Origin of the sequence: Chitinasiproducens palmae, from assembly GCF_900095735.1 — a bacterium.
GTDB lineage: Bacteria > Pseudomonadota > Gammaproteobacteria > Burkholderiales > Burkholderiaceae > Chitinasiproducens > Chitinasiproducens palmae.
The window spans coordinates 158940-175866 of sequence record NZ_FNLO01000013.1 but is presented as its reverse complement, the minus strand read 5'-3'; the positions used below and the strand labels follow the sequence as shown (position 1 = coordinate 175866).

Annotated in this window: 15 protein-coding genes; all 15 read left to right on the top strand. The window is 64.5% G+C overall.

Annotated elements, in window-relative coordinates; genetic code table 11:
* The first annotated feature begins 24 nt into the window (after positions 1–24).
* The 15 genes from BLU54_RS19490 to BLU54_RS19420 all read left to right on the top strand — a co-directional run bounded on the left by BLU54_RS19490 (position 25) and on the right by BLU54_RS19420 (position 16914).
* A complete protein-coding gene (locus BLU54_RS19490; RefSeq protein WP_091912138.1) occupies positions 25–993 on the top strand; it encodes a LysR family transcriptional regulator in 969 nt (322 codons plus the stop codon).
* A 286-nt stretch (positions 994–1279) separates the two neighbouring features.
* Positions 1280–3283 carry a conjugal transfer protein TraG gene (locus BLU54_RS19485; protein ID WP_091912136.1) on the top strand — a complete coding sequence of 668 codons (2004 nt, stop codon included), beginning with the start codon at positions 1280–1282 and terminating at the stop codon, positions 3281–3283.
* Positions 3280–3744 (top strand): CopG family transcriptional regulator, encoded by a 465-nt coding sequence (locus BLU54_RS19480; RefSeq protein ID WP_091912134.1) that lies wholly within the window; start codon positions 3280–3282, stop codon positions 3742–3744. The genes BLU54_RS19485 and BLU54_RS19480 overlap by 4 nt, the downstream gene beginning before the upstream one ends.
* Positions 3741–4781 carry a P-type conjugative transfer ATPase TrbB gene (gene trbB, locus BLU54_RS19475; RefSeq protein WP_091912132.1) on the top strand — a complete coding sequence of 347 codons (1041 nt, stop codon included), beginning with the start codon at positions 3741–3743 and terminating at the stop codon, positions 4779–4781. The genes BLU54_RS19480 and trbB overlap by 4 nt, the downstream gene beginning before the upstream one ends.
* Positions 4778–5161, top strand: coding sequence for a TrbC/VirB2 family type IV secretion system protein (locus BLU54_RS19470; RefSeq protein WP_091912130.1), 384 nt, complete (start codon positions 4778–4780; stop codon positions 5159–5161). Before trbB ends, BLU54_RS19470 begins: the two co-directional genes overlap by 4 nt.
* Positions 5158–5427 (top strand): VirB3 family type IV secretion system protein, encoded by a 270-nt coding sequence (locus BLU54_RS19465; protein ID WP_091912128.1) that lies wholly within the window; start codon positions 5158–5160, stop codon positions 5425–5427. The genes BLU54_RS19470 and BLU54_RS19465 overlap by 4 nt, the downstream gene beginning before the upstream one ends.
* A gap of 14 nt (positions 5428–5441) precedes the next feature.
* A complete protein-coding gene (trbE, locus tag BLU54_RS19460; protein WP_091912126.1) occupies positions 5442–7904 on the top strand; it encodes a conjugal transfer protein TrbE in 2463 nt (820 codons plus the stop codon).
* The gene (trbJ, locus tag BLU54_RS19455) at positions 7901–8629 is read left to right on the top strand and encodes a P-type conjugative transfer protein TrbJ (protein ID WP_091912123.1); all 729 of its coding nucleotides are present in this window, start codon (positions 7901–7903) and stop codon (positions 8627–8629) included. Before trbE ends, trbJ begins: the two co-directional genes overlap by 4 nt.
* Positions 8630–8634: 5 nt before the next feature.
* Complete coding sequence (locus tag BLU54_RS19450) at positions 8635–8925, top strand: hypothetical protein (protein WP_091912121.1); 291 nt, start codon at positions 8635–8637, stop codon at positions 8923–8925.
* Complete coding sequence (gene trbL, locus BLU54_RS19445; RefSeq protein ID WP_091912117.1) at positions 8922–10316, top strand: P-type conjugative transfer protein TrbL; 1395 nt, start codon at positions 8922–8924, stop codon at positions 10314–10316. Before BLU54_RS19450 ends, trbL begins: the two co-directional genes overlap by 4 nt.
* Positions 10317–10339: 23 nt before the next feature.
* The gene (trbF, locus tag BLU54_RS19440; RefSeq protein WP_091912114.1) at positions 10340–11044 is read left to right on the top strand and encodes a conjugal transfer protein TrbF; all 705 of its coding nucleotides are present in this window, start codon (positions 10340–10342) and stop codon (positions 11042–11044) included.
* A complete protein-coding gene (gene trbG, locus BLU54_RS19435) occupies positions 11041–12039 on the top strand; it encodes a P-type conjugative transfer protein TrbG (protein ID WP_091912112.1) in 999 nt (332 codons plus the stop codon). The genes trbF and trbG overlap by 4 nt, the downstream gene beginning before the upstream one ends.
* Positions 12040–12041: 2 nt before the next feature.
* Positions 12042–13367, top strand: a complete 1326-nt coding sequence (locus tag BLU54_RS19430; protein WP_091912110.1) for a TraB/TrbI/VirB10 family type IV secretion system protein — start codon at positions 12042–12044, stop codon at positions 13365–13367.
* On the top strand, positions 13364–13576 hold the full coding sequence (locus tag BLU54_RS19425; RefSeq protein WP_091912108.1) for a DUF2274 domain-containing protein: 213 nt from the start codon (positions 13364–13366) through the stop codon (positions 13574–13576). Before BLU54_RS19430 ends, BLU54_RS19425 begins: the two co-directional genes overlap by 4 nt.
* A 293-nt stretch (positions 13577–13869) precedes the next feature.
* Positions 13870–16914: a hypothetical protein gene (locus tag BLU54_RS19420; RefSeq protein ID WP_139169767.1), complete on the top strand. Its 3045-nt coding sequence runs from the start codon at positions 13870–13872 to the stop codon at positions 16912–16914.
* The last annotated feature ends 13 nt before the right edge of the window (positions 16915–16927 follow it).

Sequence of the window (16927 nt, the reverse complement as noted above, 5' to 3'; positions counted from 1 at the left end):
TGCCCCATTCAATGGGGTGGCTGTATGAGATGCCCGCTGCAGAGTGCGCAATGCGGTTCATTGAGCGAGGCTAGCTTCCTCGGCAGGCATCTCACGCTTCGACAACTGCGCTGTTTCATCGCGGTCGCCGAGGAACTGCACTTTGGGCGCGCGGCGATGCGCTTGTGTGTCGACCAATCGCCGCTGTCCCGCACGATTCGGGAGCTGGAGGAAGAACTTGGCGCGAAGCTGTTCGTACGCACGACGCGTCGCACCGAATTGACGCTGGCCGGCGAACGACTTGTTGCCGCTGTTCCGCGTGTATTTCGTGCCATCGACCAAGCCCGGGACGCGGTGAGGGCGGCTGTCACCGGGCGTGAGGGAGAGCTGCGCGTGGGCTTGGCGGGCAGCGTACCCGCCGCACGACTCGCAGCGCTGATGGCTGCTTGCAGTCAGGAAGCGCCGCAAATCAAGCTCCTGTTCGTCGAGGTGTTGCCGGAGGACCTGCCGGGGCGCCTAGTCGACGGCGACTTCGACGTCGGCCTAAGCCAAGTGGTCCAGCCATGCGAGGCATTGCTCGTGCGGCCTGCGTGGGTCGAAGGCATCCATGTCGTGATGCGGATCGGTCATGCGCTGTCGATGCGGCGTCGGGTCGGCATTGAGGACCTGGCGCACCTCCCGATCGTGCTCGGCGATGGGCAATTACCCCCTGTGACAATGAACTCACTGGAGGCTGAGCTACGCACCGCGGCTGCCGATGCGTTGCAGCTTCAGCATGCCAAGACCTTCGAACTGTTGATTGCGTTGGTCGCCTCCGGTCACGCGGTCAGCCTGATGAACGCGTGTTGCGCCAAAACATACCGTTGCGAAGGCGTCGTGTCGCGGCCCGTGAACTGCACGCCGCGAACGATCACCACGTGGTTGGTCCGTCGGCGAGAGGACGCGTCCGAAGCGGTCGCTCGCTTCGAGCAGCATGTGCTTGCTCGTCGCTGTCGACATCCATCGCGCGGCTAGCACTGTGCGGCCGAGATGTCAGGCGGCGGTGGTACCACGCTACGAGGGCTTGCGACCCTTCGTGCTGCAAGCGTTTGCGTCATAGCTTGACCGAGGCGAGCGGGAACGTCCATCCGGTTTCGCCTGTCGACGCGCTAATCCGCCTGGCTGCGCTCGCGGCTGCTGCGCCGCGAACTTTGTCCCGATCGGTCACTTTTCTGGCTGCGACGGCCTTTGACCGGTCTGCGCATGCGGCAGATTCTCGCACCTGTGGCACACGACTGTGCCATCGGAGCGGGAGGCCGGAATGCAAATGCAGGGAATATCAGTCGGGCAACTTGGCACCGCGTTCGGCGTTGCCGGAGGTGGCATCTGGTTTGCCACGCAATGGACCGCAGCGGCGCTTGGCTATCAGGCGAGGCTGGGCGCGCCGTGGTTCGTCGTCCTCGATGCACCTGTGTATGTTCCGTGGCGGCTCTTCGAATGGTGGTTTGCCTATGGCGCGTATGCGCCGCACGTCTTCGATACTGGCGGTGCGATCGCGGCGTTGGGCGGGCTGGTCGCAGCGCTCAGTGCGGCTTTACTTTCGGTATGGCGCTCGCGGCAATCGAAGTGCGTCACGACCTACGGCTCGGCACGTTGGGCGACGCTCGCCGATCTGCGTCAGTCCGGTCTGATCACGGCGGCAGGCGTTTTTCTCGGGCTGTGGCACGGACGATATCTTCGGCATGACGGGCCGGAACACGTGCTTGCTTTCGCACCGACGCGTTCCGGCAAGGGTGTCGGCCTGGTCGTGCCCACGCTGCTGAGCTGGCCGGCCTCCGCCGTCATCCACGACATAAAAGGCGAGAACTGGCAGATCACGGCCGGTTGGCGCGCGCGCTTCTCGCATTGCTTGCTGTTCAACCCAACGGACCCGAACTCCGCCGCCTACAACCCGCTCCTTGAAGTACGCCGCGGTATGCACGAAGTGCGCGATGTACAGAACGTCGCGGACATCCTGGTCGATCCAGAAGGGGCGCTCGAACGCCGCAATCACTGGGAGAAGACCTCGCATGCGCTGTTGGTCGGCGCGATCCTGCATGTGCTCTATGCGTGCGAGGACAAGACGCTGTGCGGTGTCGCGAACTTCCTGTCCGACCCGGCGTGCCCGTTCGAGCTGACGTTGCACCGGATGATGACGACGCAACATCGAGGCGACCAACCTCATCCGGTGGTCGCATCGGCTGCGCGCGAGGTACTCAACAAGAGTGACAACGAACGCTCCGGCGTGCTGTCGACGGCCATGTCGTTCCTCGGTCTTTATCGCGATCCGACGGTGGCCAAGGTCACGTCACGTTGCGACTGGCGAATCGCCGACCTGATCGCATCGGATCATCCCATATCGCTGTATCTCGTCGTGCCGCCGTCCGACATCAGCCGCACGAAACCATTGGTGCGCCTGATCCTCAGCCAGATTGGCCGAAGGCTGACCGAATCGCTCGACGGCAGCGACGGCATTGCACGCCGCCACAAGCTGCTGCTGATGCTCGACGAGTTCCCCGCGCTGGGCCGGCTGGACTTCTTCGAGACGGCGCTGGCATTCATGGCCGGCTACGGCATCCGTAGCTTTCTCATCGCACAGTCGCTCAACCAGATCGACAAAGCCTACGGCCAGAACCATTCCATTCTCGACAATTGCCATGTGCGCGTGACGTTCGCCACCAACGACGAACGCACGGCCAAGCGCATTTCCGAAACGCTCGGCACCGCGACCGAGTCGCGCGCGCAGCGCAACTACGCCGGCCACCGGCTCGCGCCATGGCTCGGGCACCTGATGGTATCCCGCCAGGAAACCGCGCGCCCACTGTTGACGCCGGGCGAAGTGATGCAGCTTCCGGCCGACGACGCCGTGGTGATGGTGTCCGGCGTCGCGCCGATTCGCGCGAAGAAGCTGCGCTACTACACCGACGCCAACTTCAAGCGCCGCGTGTTACCGCCGCCGTCGCTCGCCGGCGATCGCTATGCCGACGCGCCGCCATCGCGTCCAGACGGCTGGAATGGCCTCGCGATTGCCACTGTGGCGGCAGCACCGACCGGGTCCGGCACCGCTGGCAACGACGCTGGCGCCGTGGACAAAGGCGGTCCAAGCCGACAACCGGATCTATCCGAAGGCGCCGAGTACGACCCCGAACAGCAGCCGGCCGCCAATGACTTGGCGTTGCTCGATGACGACGACTTGTCGTTGCTGCTTCCCCGTCAGTTCGATCCGGCGATGCAGCGCACGGTTCGGCAGGCGTCCCTCGACGAACAAGATGGGATCGAGCTATGAGTCGGTACCGCCTCAACCTGTTCATCTCGCCCGAACACGCCAGGCGCCTCGACGAGTTGGCGACCAAGAAGGGCGTGTCGAAGTCGTCCATCGTCGCGGCGGCATTGGCGTCGTGGCTGTCGCCGGACGCAGGCGACCAGCGCGAGGCCGCGATCGCCAAGCGCCTCGACCGGCTGACGCGTCAGTTCGAGCGACTGGAGCGCGACCAGAACATCGAGATCGAGGCACTGGCACTGTTCGTTCGCTATTTCCTCACGGTCAGCACGCCAGTTCCCCAGGCGCACCAGGAAGCGGCTCGCGCGCTTGGCAAGGCGCGCTTCGAGCAGTTCGTTGAGCAGCTCGGTCGTCATTTGATGCGCGGTCGCAGCTTCGTGCGCGATGTGGTGGAGGATTCACAGCCGGACCCGGCACGACTCGACGACGCCGCGGCGCTCGCCGAAGCACGGGAGCAAGCCAGATGAGTGCGATCGTCTCCACAGGCGCACAGTCCTTCGACACCACGGCACGCGATCGGCGCGTCCGCATGTTGCGTACGGCGATGGGTCCGTTGATCGCTACTGCGCTCGAAGACCCTGACGTGATTGAAATCATGCTCAACCCGGACCGCACGTTGTGGGTCGATCGCCTGTCGTCGGGGCGGGCGCCGATGGGCGCGGAGCTGCCGGAAGAAGACGGGGAACGCATCATCCGACTGGTTGCTGCCCACGTTGGCGCCGAGGTGCATCGAGGCCAGCCGTTACTGAGCGCCGAACTGCCGGAGACAGGTGAGCGATTCGAGGGCATCTTGCCACCGGCCTCGCCCGCGCCAGCATTCGCGCTGCGCAAGCGGGCGGCCGGCGTCATTCACCTGGCACGCTACATCACCGATGGGATGATGACCGCCGAACAGGCAGCGTTTCTGCGCGACGCCGTGCGAGAGCGGCGGAACATCCTGATCGCGGGCGGCACCAGCACGGGCAAGACGACGCTCGCCAATGCTTTGCTCGCGGAAATCGCCGCCACCGGCGACCGCGTGCTGGTGCTCGAAGACACGGTAGAGCTGCAATGCGCGGCACGCGATCACGTCCCGCTGCGCACGCGCGCAGGCGTCGTGTCGATGACCGAGCTGGTGCGCGCCACGATGCGCCTGCGCCCCGACCGCGTGATCGTCGGCGAGGTGCGCGGCGGCGAAGCGCTGGATCTCATCAAGGTATGGGGCACGGGCCACCCCGGCGGCATCGCGACGATCCACGCTGGCTCGGCCGTGGGTGCGCTGCTGCGCCTTGAACAACTGATTCTCGAAGTCGCGGTGAATCCGCCGCGCGCGCTCGTCGCCGAGGCCGTCAACGTCGTCATCTACATCGCCGGCCGCGGTCGCAAGCGCCGCATCGAGCGCATCGCCCGCGTCGTCGGTTTCGACGCCTCAGGCTATCGCCTCGCGGACGCGCTGGAATTGCTGCCGCATCCCGAATTGCCGCTGTCTTTCCCATCCGCTGACCTCGCTGGAGAACTGCCATGACGTCGGTACACACGCATCCGTTTCGCATTTCCGATCACCCCGTTCGGCGCCTCGCTGCTTTTCGTCTTTGGACAGGTGTGGCGCGCCGGGATTTGGCGCTTTCAGCGGTGATGCTGCTCACGGTCCGCACGGCGAGGGCCGCGGGTTCGTCAATGCCGTGGGAAACGCCGCTGCAATCGATACTGGATTCTGTCCAGGGGCCGGTCGCCAAGATCGTCGCGGTGCTGATCATCATCTCGACCGGCCTCGCGCTGGCGTTTGGAGATACGTCGGGCGGCTTTCGCAAGCTGATCCAGATCGTGTTCGGCCTGTCCATCGCGTTTGCGGCGTCCAGTTTCTTTCTATCGTTTTTCTCATTTTCCGGCGGGGCCGTCGTATGAGCACGGCCAACGATCTTCCAGGCTTCGAGGTGCCGCTGCATCGCTCGCTGACTGAGCCGATGCTGATGGGCGGCGCGCCGCGCACCGTGGCGATTGCCAACGGCACGCTGTCCGGTGCGGTCGGGCTGGGCCTGCAACTGTGGATTCCTGGCATCGCGCTCTGGATCGTCGGCCATTCGCTGGCCGTATGGGGCGCGCGCGCGGATGCGCAGTTCATGCAGGTGTTTGCGCGGCATCTCCGGCACAAGCCGCTGCTGGACGTGTAACGGGAGACGCCGCGATGCTGAACCTCGCCGAATACCGTCATCGTCCGGCCTTGCTCGCCGACTGGCTGCCGTGGGCGGGCCTCGTCGCGCCCGGCGTCGTACTCAACAAGGACGGTTCGTTCCAGCGCACGGTGCGCTTTCGTGGCCCCGACCTCGATAGTGCGACGCAAGGCGAACTGATTGCCACGACCGCGCGCCTGAACAACGCGCTGCGCCGGCTCGGTGCCGGCTGGGCGCTGTATGTCGAAGCTGAACGACGGACGGCGGCCGACTATCCGCACTCGGATTTTCCCGAGGCGTTGTCGTGGCTGGTGGACGAGGAGCGCCGCGCGACCTTCGAGGAATCGGGCAACCACTTCGAGAGCGGCTATCACCTCACGCTGCAATACCTGCCGCCGGAGGAGTCCCGTGCGCGCGCAGCCAAGTTGCTCTACGAGAACACGCCGGCTACCGGCGTGGACTGGCGCGAGCGCCTGATCGCGTTTGTCGCGGAAACCGCGCGTGTCTTCGATTTGCTCGATGGCGTGATGCCGGACATCGAATGGCTTGACGATGCCGAAACGCTGACGTACCTGCACGCAACCGTCTCGACGCGGCGCTACCGCGTAGGCGTACCGGAGGTGCCGTTCCATCTCGACGCGCTGCTGGCCGACATGCCGCTGCTCGGTGGTCTCGCGCCCATGCTCGGCGATGCGCATCTGCGCGTCGTCACCGTGCGCGGCTTTCCGACCTCGACCTGGCCGGGGATTCTGGACGACCTCAACCGGCTTGGTTTCGCGTACCGTTGGAGCACGCGCTTTCTGTGTCTGGACAAAGCCGAGGCCGAGAAGGAACTCGGGCGGCTGCGCCGGCAGTGGTTCGCCAAGCGCAAGAACGTCCTCGCGCTGCTGCGCGAAACCATCTTCCAGCAGGAAAGCCCGCTGGTCGATACCGACGCCAGCAACAAGTCGGCCGATGCGGACGCCGCGATGCAGGAACTCGGCAGCGATCAGGTCGCTTTCGGTTTCGTCACGGCGACCGTGACCGTGCTCGACGACGACGCCGACACGGCCGACGAGAAGCTGCGTCAGGTCGAGCGCGTGATTCAGGGGCGGGGCTTCGTGACGATTCCCGAAACCCTCAATTCGGTGGAGGCGTGGCTGTCGTCGGTGCCGGGCAATGCGTATGCGAATGTTCGCCAGCCCATCGTCTCGACGCTGGATCTCGCGCACCTGATGCCGGTGTCGGCGGTGTGGGCGGGGCCGGAGAAGAACGCGCACCTCGACGGCCCTCCCTTGGTCGTCACCCGCACCGAAGGTGCGACGCCATTTCGCCTCGTCACGCACGTCGGCGACGTGGGCCACACGCTGATTGCCGGTCCGACCGGCATGGGTAAATCCGTGCTGCTCGCCACGCTGGCGATGCAGTTCCGCCGCTATCCCGGCTCGCGCATTTTTGTCTTCGACATGGGCCGCTCGATGCGGGCGACGGTGCTGGGCCTGGGCGGCGAGCACTACGACCTTGGCGCCGATGGTGCGATCGCGTTCCAGCCGCTCGCGCGCATCGATCGGGAGGGCTATCGCACCTGGGCCGCCGAATGGGTCGGAGGCCGCCTGACGCACGAAGGGGCCGCGGTTGGCCCCGACGAGAAAGCCGCCATCTGGTCGGCCCTCGGCAGTCTCGCCGGTGCGCCGCTCGAACAACGCACGCTCACGGGCCTGTCGGTACTGCTGCAGTCGAACGCGCTGCGGCAGGCGCTTGCGCCTTACGTGCTCGGCGGCGCGCACGGCAAGCTGCTCGATGCCGAGCACGACCGGCTCGGTATGGCCGACGTGCAGTGCTTCGAGATGGAGGAGCTGATGCACAGCAAGGCCGCCGTGTTGGCCGTGCTCGGTTATTTGTTCGCGCGCCTCGACGAGCGATTCGATGGCGCACCGACGCTGCTGGTCCTCGACGAATCCTGGCTGTTCCTCGATGACCCGGTGTTCGCCGCGCGCATTCGGCAATGGCTCAAGACGCTGCGCAAGAAGAACGTCAGCGTGATCTTTGCCACGCAGTCGCTCGCGGACATCAAGGATTCGACCATTGCGCCGGCGATCATCGATAGCTGCGCGAGCCGCATCTTCCTGCCGAACCCGCAGGCGACCGAGCCACAGATTCGCACGATCTACGAGGGCTTCGGACTCAACAGCCGGCAAATCGAGATCGTCGCCACCGCGCAGCCGAAGCGCGACTACTACTACCAGTCCCGCGCCGGCAATCGCCTGTTCGACCTCGACCTGGGGCCGGTCGCGCTCGCGATCGCGGGCGCATCCACCCCGCAAGACCAGCGCGACATTGACCGCGTGCTGACCAACGCCGGAGTACCGGGTTTCGCCGGTGCGTGGCTGCGATATCGAGGCCTCGATTGGGCGGCCGACCTGTTGCCCGAGTTTCCCAAGCCGGCGCCATCCGCCGCGTCCTTCCTCGCTTCACAACTCCAGGAGCTTGCGCCATGAAGACCCGTCTTCTTGCCCTTGCTGTCGCGGCGTTCGTCGGGGTGATGCCGGCGGCGCACGCGCAATGGGCCGTCATCGACGCGACCAATCTCATGCAGAACACGCTGACCGCGGTTCGCACGATGCAGATGATCGAAAACCAGATCAACCAGCTCCAGAACGAAGCGCAGATGCTCGTCAATCAGGGGCGCAACCTGGCGAGCCTACCGTTCAACGTGGTCAGCCGCCTGCAATCGAATCTGGCGACTACGCAGCAGCTCATCACGCAGGCGCAGGGACTGGCGTTCCAGGTGCAGAACATGAATCAGCAGTTCGCGCAGTTGTACCCGCAGCAGTACGCTGCGACCGTGAGCGGCAACCAGATGGTCCAGGACGCGCACCAGCGTTGGCAGAACACGCTCACTGGCTTGCAGACCGCGATGCAGATGCAGGCGCAGGTATCGCAGAACGTGATCACTGATCAGCGCATGCTGACAGACCTCGTGAGCCAGAGTCAGTCCGCAACCGGCGCACTGCAAGCGCAGCAGGCGACCAACCAGCTTCTCGCGTTGCGGGCCAAGCAGTCGATCCAGGCGCAGCAGCTCCAGCTTACGCAGGGCCGGGCGTCGGCGCTCGAACTGGCGAGGCGAGCCGCCGCCGTCGAACAGGGCCGCGTCATCACGCAGCGGTTCCTCGGCACCGGCACGCCGTACACGCCGGAAACAGTGAGCTTCTACGGGAATTGACGGCCATGAACGGCATTTCCCTGCTGTTCGCCATCGCGTGCTTGCTGGCTGGTTGCGACCGGCCACAGGCGCTGTTGGTCGATACGCTGGCCGCCGACGCCGCGCGGTCGCACGCGCTGCACGGCCAGCGCGATGCTTCGTTCTGCGCGCAGATCGAACAGGCCAGCCTGCGGCGTTTCATCTCCGGGCGCGTCGGCCCCGGCGAGTACCAGACGCTCGTCGATCTAACTCCGATTCCGGCCAGCGTCGACGGGCCGAAACCAACGGCGGGCGAACCGACGGAGCAACGGTCATGAACGATGTTTCGATCATCGACCATTTCCTCAACGTCTTTTCCGCCTACATCGACTCGGGCTTTGGTCTGCTGCGCCCCGAGGTTGGATTCCTGAGCGCAACGCTGGGGGCCATCGACATCACGCTGGCGGGTCTTTACTGGTCGCTCGGCCATGCCACCGGCCAGGGCGAAGACGTGATGGCGAAGCTGATCCGCAAGGTGCTCTACGCCGGGGTCTTCGCCTACATCATCGGCAACTTCAACTGGCTGGCGAGTATCGTATTCCGCTCGTTCGCCCGACTGGGCCTGACGGCCAGCGGCGCGGCCGTGAGCATGGAAACATTCCTGCAACCGGGACGCCTCGCCAAGACCGGCATCGATGCCGGCACGCCGATCCTCGACCAGATCAGCGCCATGGCGGGCTTTCCCGAGGTGTTCATCAACATCACGCCCATCGTCGTGATGTTCCTCGCGTGGTTGACCGTCATCATCTGTTTCTTCGTGTTGGCGGTGCAGCTTTTCATCACCTTGATCGAGTTCAAGCTGACCACGCTGGCCGGCTTCGTGCTGGTGCCGTTCGCGCTCTGGAACAAAACCGCGTTCCTCGCCGAAAAAGTACTCGGCAACGTGGTGTCGGCGGGCATCAAGGTACTGGTACTGGCTGTCATCGTCGGCATCGGCATGGGCTTGTTTGCGCAATTCCCGGCGACGCCCAGCGCGCCGTCCATCGACTATGCGCTGGTCGTGATGCTGGCCTCGCTCGCCTTGCTCGCGCTCGGTATTTATGGGCCGCGCATTGCCACGGGTTTGGTAGCCGGCGCGCCGCAGCTCGGCGCGGGCGCAATGGCCGGCGCCGCCGTGGGCGCGGCGGGCACCGCAGTTGCCATCGGAGCGGCGGCCACCGGCGTCGGCGGCGCCATAGCGGCCGGGGCGCGCATGGCGCCGGCCGCCGCCAGCGCACTCGGCAAGGGCGCGCGCATGGCCGCGTCCACGGCCAGCAGTGCCGGCTCGGCATTCCAGGCTGGTTCCGCTGCCGCCCGTGGCGGCGCGAAAGGCGCGATGGCGGGCTTCGGCAACGTCGCCAAGACAGGCGCGCAGGCTGTCGGCCAGAACGCCGCCGCTGGCGCGCGTTCATTCGGGCATCGCGCTGTCGCGGCATTTCGTTCGGACAGCGCAGGCACCAGTGCGGATGCATCCGGCAGCGGCGACACGTCGCCCGGCGCGGCTGCATCCGGACAATCCGTCGCCAACTCCACTCACTCCGCCGCCGACCAGCCGCAGCCCGCATGGGCCAAGCGCCTGCACCGCCGCCAGCAGATCACCCATGCCGCGACCACCGCCGCGCACACGCTGCACGGCGGGGACGGCGGCGGCTCGGCGCAAGGCCCGAGCCTGGGCCAACCCGACGAATGAACGCCCCTGGAGGAGAACCCGTCATGCGATTCAAGCGACCGCAGGTGCGCTACGCCGACACGCCGCAGCCTGCCACGCCGTATCAAGCTGCCGCGCAGGTGTGGGACGAGCGCATCGGCTCGGCCCGCGTGCAGGCGAAGAACTGGCGACTGATGGCCTTCGGCTGTCTAGCGCTCGCTTTGCTGATGGTGGGCGGTCTGGTCTGGCGCTCGGCGCAGTCCATCGTCACGCCCTACGTGGTGGAGGTGGACAAGACCGGCCAGGTGCGCGCGGTCGGCGAAGCCGCCACGCTGTACCGGCCTCCGGATACGCAGATTGCCTACCACCTGGCGAACTTCATCACGCTGGTTCGCTCGCTCTCCATCGACCCGATCGTGGTGCGGCAGAACTGGCTCGATGCCTACGACTACACCACCGACCACGGAGCGGCCGTGCTCAACGACTACGCCAGCAAAAACGACCCGTTCGCTCGCGTCGGCAAGGAGTCGGTGACGGTGCAGATCACCAGCGTCACGCGCGCCAGCGATGCGTCGTTCAACGTGCGCTGGACAGAACAGCACTTTGCCAACGGCGCACCGACCGGCACCGAACGTTGGAACGCCGTGGTGTCCATCGTCCTGCAAACCCCGCGCACCGAACAGCGGCTGCGCAAGAACCCGCTCGGCATCTACGTCAACGGCCTGTCGTGGAGCCGCGAGCTGGATGCGTCCGAAGGAGCCAAGCCATGAACCTGCATTTCCGTATCTACGCTTTCGTGCTGACCGTGGCAGTCGCAGCGTCACTACTGGGCTGCGCCTCGCAGGGCAAGCCACCGCCGCACATCTCGCTCGACGAGCCGGTGCAGGCACAGAAGCAGCCCGATCCACCCAAGCCGGTCGAAGTGGTGGAGGTGCCGAAGGTGCTGCCGATGCCGGCGCAGATGAAGCCGCTGCCGGAGGCGGACGACGCCAGGCCTGCGCCGGAACCGGCCGACGAAAGCGTGCGCGTTTCGCGTGCGAATGCCGAGGCGCGCATGGCCCCTACGCGCGAGGGCTACGTCAACGCGATCCAGGTGTGGCCCTTCACCGACGGCGCGCTGTATCAGGTCTATGCGGCACCGGGTCACGTCACCGTGATTTCGCTCCAGGCCGGCGAGGAACTTGTGACAGTCGCTGCCGGCGACACCGTGCGGTGGATCGTCGGCGACACGTCCAGCGGCGCCGGCAACGATCTGCGCGTGAGCGTGCTGGTCAAGCCTATTCGTTCGAACCTGAAAACCAATCTGGTCATCACCACCAGTCGGCGCACCTACCTGATCGAGCTGACTTCGACCGACAAGGCGTGGATGGCGTCGGTGTCCTGGGAGTACCCGAAAGACCAGATGCTCGCGTTGCAGCGTCAGGATCGGGCCGCGCAAGCGGCTGCGCCAGTCGATATCGGCCTGTCGCTGGAGAAGATCCGCTTCCGCTACGCGGTCAGCGGCAGCGATCCGCCGTGGAAGCCGCTGCGCGCCTTCGACGATGGCGAGAAGGTCTATATCCAGTTCCCGCCCGGCATCGCCCAGGGAGAGCTGCCGCCACTGTTCGTGATCGGCGCGCAGGGCGACGGGCAACTGGTGAACTACCGCTTCCGCTCGCCGTACTACATCGTGGATCGGCTGTTCGGCGCGGCCGAACTTCGGTTGGGCGGCGAGAAGGGCGACGTCGTGCGTATCGAACGCACGGACGGGACGCGGGGGAACTGACCATGAGCCAGGACGAAACCCCGGACGTGCCGATTCCCGATGCCGCGCCCGAAGTCGCATCCAAGATTGCGCCGGAAAACGTGGCGCTGCGTGCGCAGCCGCGTCCGGTAACGCGCCTCAATCGCCGCACGCTCGCGCTGCTGGCCGGTGGCCTCGGCATTGCCGTGCTTGGCGCAACGATGTGGTCGTTGCAGCCGAAGCACTCGCGCAGTGGCAACGATTCGACCGAGCTTTATAACGTCGATCGCGTATCGAAATCTGAAGAACTCGGCCAGCTTCCCGCTGACTACTCGAAGCTGCCGCCGCAGCCAACATCGCTGCCGGCGAAAGTGCCGGAGCTGGGGCCGCCGCTGCCGGGCGATCTCGGCCCGGCTATCGTCCAGTCGCAGCAGCCGGCGGTGGCGAATTACGCGCCACCGAGTCAGGACGCGGCGGCGGCCGAGCGCGACGCGCTACACAAGGAGGCCGAAGCGGCGGCGGGCTCGTCGGTGTTTTTCCGTTCCAGCAACGCGCAGCGCGTCGCTGCCGCGACCGCTGCGCCTACGCAGACCGCTGCTGTGCCGGCGTCCGGTCTGGCGGGCTTCGACCCGCAGGCCGCAGGCCCGGCCTCTACGGCGGCACAGCCGGCCGATTCGACCGCCGTGCAGAACCGGCAAGACCAGAAAGAGGCGTTCCAAAAAGCCGGAACCACGCAAACCCGTAATTCCGGCAGTCTGCAAACGCCGGCCTCGCCGTATCAGGTGATGGCCGGCACCGTGATCTCGGCGGCGCTGGTAACGGGCATCAAATCCGACCTGCCGGGCGACGTGATCGGCACTGTGACGGCGCCCGTGTACGACACAGCGACGGGCCGCTATCTGCTGATTCCGCAGGGTTCGCGCATCCTTGGCAAATACAACAGCCACGTCGCCTACGGGCAGAGCCGCGTGCAGATCGTGTGGAACCGCATCATCCTGCCGGACACGTCTTCGCTCACGCTGGACAACCTGGCCGGTGCCGATCCGGCTGGCTATGCCGGTCTGGAGGATGGCGTCGATTGGCATTGGGGACGCATTCTGGCGGGTGCCGCGCTGTCCACCCTATTAGGCGTGGGTTCCGAGCTGGCCGTCTCGAACCAGGGCAATGCCAATGGCAATACCGTCATCGCGTTCCGGGACAGCGCGCAGGACACGGCCAATCGGGTCGGCCAGGAGTTCACGCGCCGCAACCTCAACATCCAGCCGACCTTGACCGAACGGCCGGGCTTGTCGGTCAGCATCATCGTCAACCGCGACATCGTGCTGCGGCCGTACCAGCCGCTGTTCTTCAATCGGGGGACTTCGCAATGAGCGCGACCGAGAAGCTGCGGCTGGGACCGCAGCTCAAGACCGGGAGCACCAAGCTGACCGTTGCGTGCCGGGCCAGCCTGAAAGCCGACCTCGACCGCTACGCCGCGCTGCACGCGCAGAGAAATCGCGAGACTGACGATGGTGTGACTCTGATCCCCTACATGTTGGAGACATATATCACGGGCGATAGAGGGTTTAAAGCGGACTAGGGGAACTACTCGCGTACTTTCAGCGGTGGTGCCATCGGAATGGCCTAGCTGGGCTCCAACCGTGCGCACAGCGGTGCGAGAGTGGACTTCTGCGGCGGACCGATTGTTGCGGCCCTGAATTATTTTTCTGAGGTAAAATATACAAAAATACAATTTGTAACAAATAGGAGACTGCATGTCATCGATCTGCGAACACATAAGTGCAGCGAGTCGCATCGAGCAGCTTCGTTCCATAGGCTGCTGGATGACTACTGCACCCTCGGCCATGGCGTGCTAGTAGCAAGGACAGAGCGATGTCTCGATTCGTCGCCTGGAACGATTTGTTGTTGTCGGAGTTTTTCTCCGCCGCTTCAGAAAATGAAGACGTATGGATCCGTGCGACACGTGCAGAATTGGACTCTTTTGGCTTGCACCTCGGGGGCGCCGAGGGGCTAATCGGCGCAGTCAGATCTGGTGCCCCTTGGCTACCGAGCCTTCCAAACTGCTCTGTCGCCGCCCGCATTTTGGTTGAGCAGCGCAGGGATCGTTTCCGAACGCGGTTGTACTTGGACCCTGGAGCGTTCAATCCTACGTACCTCGGCACTTTCGCACCGGCGTACCTTCCGATCCTTGCTCTCTGGGTACTGGCCGCCTCGGACGAGCAGGCGGACGGCGGTTTCTATACCTCAGTGCAGCGGTTGCTTGGGAAGCCTTTCAAGAACGAGGCGAAGGTCACCGAAGCGATGTCTGGGGCGTGGCATGACCTCGAAGCTTGGTCATCCAGGGAGTGTGATGGACGCTTCGGGAGTTTTCACTGCCGCGTGCTGGGAAAGCACCGGTTTGTGGGTATCCCGCGTTCGCAGGGCCTGATCAGCCGGCAGGACGGACGGAATCTGCCTAAGCTATTTTGGGATGCGCGGCTCCGGCCACGCCAGGTGCTGACAGATGCAATGCTTGCATCCCTGTTTGCGCGCGGTTGCGAATCTCCTTTCCTGACCAGGCCACTGCGCTCCGCTATGGCGAAGCCCGAATACCGACCTCCGCTCGCAGCACTTCTTCGAAAACTCCTCGGATCGTGGGATGGAAACCGACCGAAGGGAAGCCAAGCTGGCACCGATCAGCCCATCAATGGACCGCTGACCAAAGAACCCGTCGACGCGAAAACTTCAGTCACGCTTGTGCTTTTGCCTTCCCAGGAAGTGCCGAATGGATGGGACGTGTGTTGGAGCTTTCCGGCAGTGGTCGACGCGCTCCGCTGCAGTTTGGAGATTGGCGGGCAGCGCCTGCCCGCTGTCCTGCACCGCGCTAGTGCAAGCTTTCTAACGGACGTTTCGAAGCACCACGTCCGCCAATCGTTGGCAGCGCTTTCCGCCTCGGCGTCGACGCAGATTGAAGTACTGGTCCAGCTCGATGACGATAGCGCTGGCACATGTTGCGACCAATACCGCAAGGAACTGATCCGCCAGACTCCGCGCCGAATACTGGCTTGGAACTCGATTGATCCACGCTTTGGACAGCAGCTTATCGAGCGGGATATCCCTCTCTACGGTGTCTTCTACCTAATTTGCGCTCCGGTTGATTGGGCCAGGACCGACCCTTGGCTACGCCGGGAGCGGATCTCTTTCGAGCCAATGAAGGTGAGCGGCTTGCCAAGCGGGTGGCGCATGGCCTGTATCCAAAGAGCAGAGAGGCTCACTGCCGAGCATCGGCGGTATTTGGCTGATGCTTCCGAAGCCACCGACGTGCCGTCAGCCAGGCTGCAGATGGTTGGTGGGGGCCGGCTGCTTCGTGGTGGCGCACGTTTGTTTGCTTCATACGACCTGCCCGCAATTGAATTTGAAGGACCTCCTGAGGCGTTTCTTGATGCTCCTGGACTACAGCTTTCGGAGGTGCCTCAACGCCCCGCTAAGGAAGGGCAATCCGGAATCCGGCGTTTCCTGGTCGATTTGCTTGACGTGAAGAGCAGGAGCTTCGACATCAGGCTCGTGGCGGGCAGCACCGAACTGGCGAACATTCGTCTGCGGGTGGCCGATCCCGATGGGGAGGGCCGGGGGGCGGCCAGGAATTTTTCACTCGACCCTTTGGGATTCCCAATATCTACTACTGCGGGACTACACGGCAATCGCATTGGCGGCGCGCACCAGGATTCGACTAATGGAGTGTGGCACAACGAACAAATGCAAGAGGTTCGAACTACAGCCGCGTGGCCTGGCGAATCCTTCGCGGAGTCGGGCGCAGCACAGTTCCTGGATACGCTGGCCGCGCGAGGCTCGATATTCTACGGAGAGGCGAGGGATCAGATCTCCCGCCTCTCCGGAGGCAGCAATCCTATTTCCTTGCTGATGGACCTGCGGGCGCGGGGCTGTCTAGAGATTGAGACTGATGGAAAGGGGCACTTCGCTCGCATCCACGGTGTAGCTCCCTCGCTCTATGGGTTGCCCGCTACGCAAGATGGCCTCCCGCTGTTTGGCGTATCGGGCACCTTGAGGCTTGCCCAGTGGACTTTGCTGCAAGCCAACGAAAATTTCATGGTTATCGCTGCCGATCCCATGCCAGGGCACCTGCCAGCCTTGCGCGTGGCTGCAATTGACGGGCATTCCGTCCAGGCTGAGTGCTCCTCGATGGGCTTCCTGTTTGCGCTGTGTCCAGCGCGGGACGTAGCGCTCTGGGCGGGGACGCTCAGGCAGGCCAGGGAGGCTGCGGAATCGCTGGGTACGGAGACAGTTTCCGCTGAGCTGGGGCACCTACATCGCCTGAAGGCGGACTCGGCTCGGTTCGTACCAGTTGGTGAGCCACGCATGTCCATCGACCGGGAGTGCGGCGCTCAGCTTTTCCGTTTCGATGATCCGCAGGCCACAGCCATGCAGCTGTACGTCTTGGGCGTGCGCCGAGCAGATGGAACTTCGAGGTATTCGCACGTACCCGACTCGCGCTGGGGAGTTTGGATCTCACAGTTGGCCTTTGCGGAAATGCTCAAGGAGAAGCATGGCCGGGACGACGCATTTCCGTGGCCGCTCCACTACGACGCAGGATCACGCGATTTGTGGGTGCCCGCGCGGCTGCGTCCTCCTGCGGTGCTTGAGCGGGCCCTCGCGCTTTGCTCGGGCAATGGACCCGCGATCCATTTCCTTTCTTCCGCCGGCGATGCCGACGGCAGGGCGCCTGTTCTCGATAGCTACGCTGGACGTGTCGTGGGTGCTATCAGCCATGTGTACCGGGAGTTCGTTCCGGGGCATTGGCTCCGATACAGCTGGGTTCCTAAAGAGATTGCGCAGAAAGTCGCTACGTTGCTGGGATGCGCGTTGGAGCCATTCGCGAGCGTAAGCGCAGTCCGTGGCCCAGAAACTTTGAATGCTTGAAGGGGGCAGTAAG

Excerpts from the sequence above, each read along its gene's own strand:
- BLU54_RS19490 (WP_091912138.1), top strand. The coding sequence starts at position 25 with ATGAGATGCCCGCTGCAGAGTGCGCAATGCGGTTCATTGAGCGAGGCT.
- BLU54_RS19485 (WP_091912136.1), top strand. The coding sequence starts at position 1,280 with ATGCAAATGCAGGGAATATCAGTCGGGCAACTTGGCACCGCGTTCGGC.
- BLU54_RS19480 (WP_091912134.1), top strand. The coding sequence starts at position 3,280 with ATGAGTCGGTACCGCCTCAACCTGTTCATCTCGCCCGAACACGCCAGG.
- trbB (WP_091912132.1), top strand. The coding sequence starts at position 3,741 with ATGAGTGCGATCGTCTCCACAGGCGCACAGTCCTTCGACACCACGGCA.
- BLU54_RS19470 (WP_091912130.1), top strand. The coding sequence starts at position 4,778 with ATGACGTCGGTACACACGCATCCGTTTCGCATTTCCGATCACCCCGTT.
- BLU54_RS19465 (WP_091912128.1), top strand. The coding sequence starts at position 5,158 with ATGAGCACGGCCAACGATCTTCCAGGCTTCGAGGTGCCGCTGCATCGC.
- trbE (WP_091912126.1), top strand. The coding sequence starts at position 5,442 with ATGCTGAACCTCGCCGAATACCGTCATCGTCCGGCCTTGCTCGCCGAC.
- trbJ (WP_091912123.1), top strand. The coding sequence starts at position 7,901 with ATGAAGACCCGTCTTCTTGCCCTTGCTGTCGCGGCGTTCGTCGGGGTG.
- BLU54_RS19450 (WP_091912121.1), top strand. The coding sequence starts at position 8,635 with ATGAACGGCATTTCCCTGCTGTTCGCCATCGCGTGCTTGCTGGCTGGT.
- trbL (WP_091912117.1), top strand. The coding sequence starts at position 8,922 with ATGAACGATGTTTCGATCATCGACCATTTCCTCAACGTCTTTTCCGCC.
- trbF (WP_091912114.1), top strand. The coding sequence starts at position 10,340 with ATGCGATTCAAGCGACCGCAGGTGCGCTACGCCGACACGCCGCAGCCT.
- trbG (WP_091912112.1), top strand. The coding sequence starts at position 11,041 with ATGAACCTGCATTTCCGTATCTACGCTTTCGTGCTGACCGTGGCAGTC.
- BLU54_RS19430 (WP_091912110.1), top strand. The coding sequence starts at position 12,042 with ATGAGCCAGGACGAAACCCCGGACGTGCCGATTCCCGATGCCGCGCCC.
- BLU54_RS19425 (WP_091912108.1), top strand. The coding sequence starts at position 13,364 with ATGAGCGCGACCGAGAAGCTGCGGCTGGGACCGCAGCTCAAGACCGGG.
- BLU54_RS19420 (WP_139169767.1), top strand. The coding sequence starts at position 13,870 with ATGTCTCGATTCGTCGCCTGGAACGATTTGTTGTTGTCGGAGTTTTTC.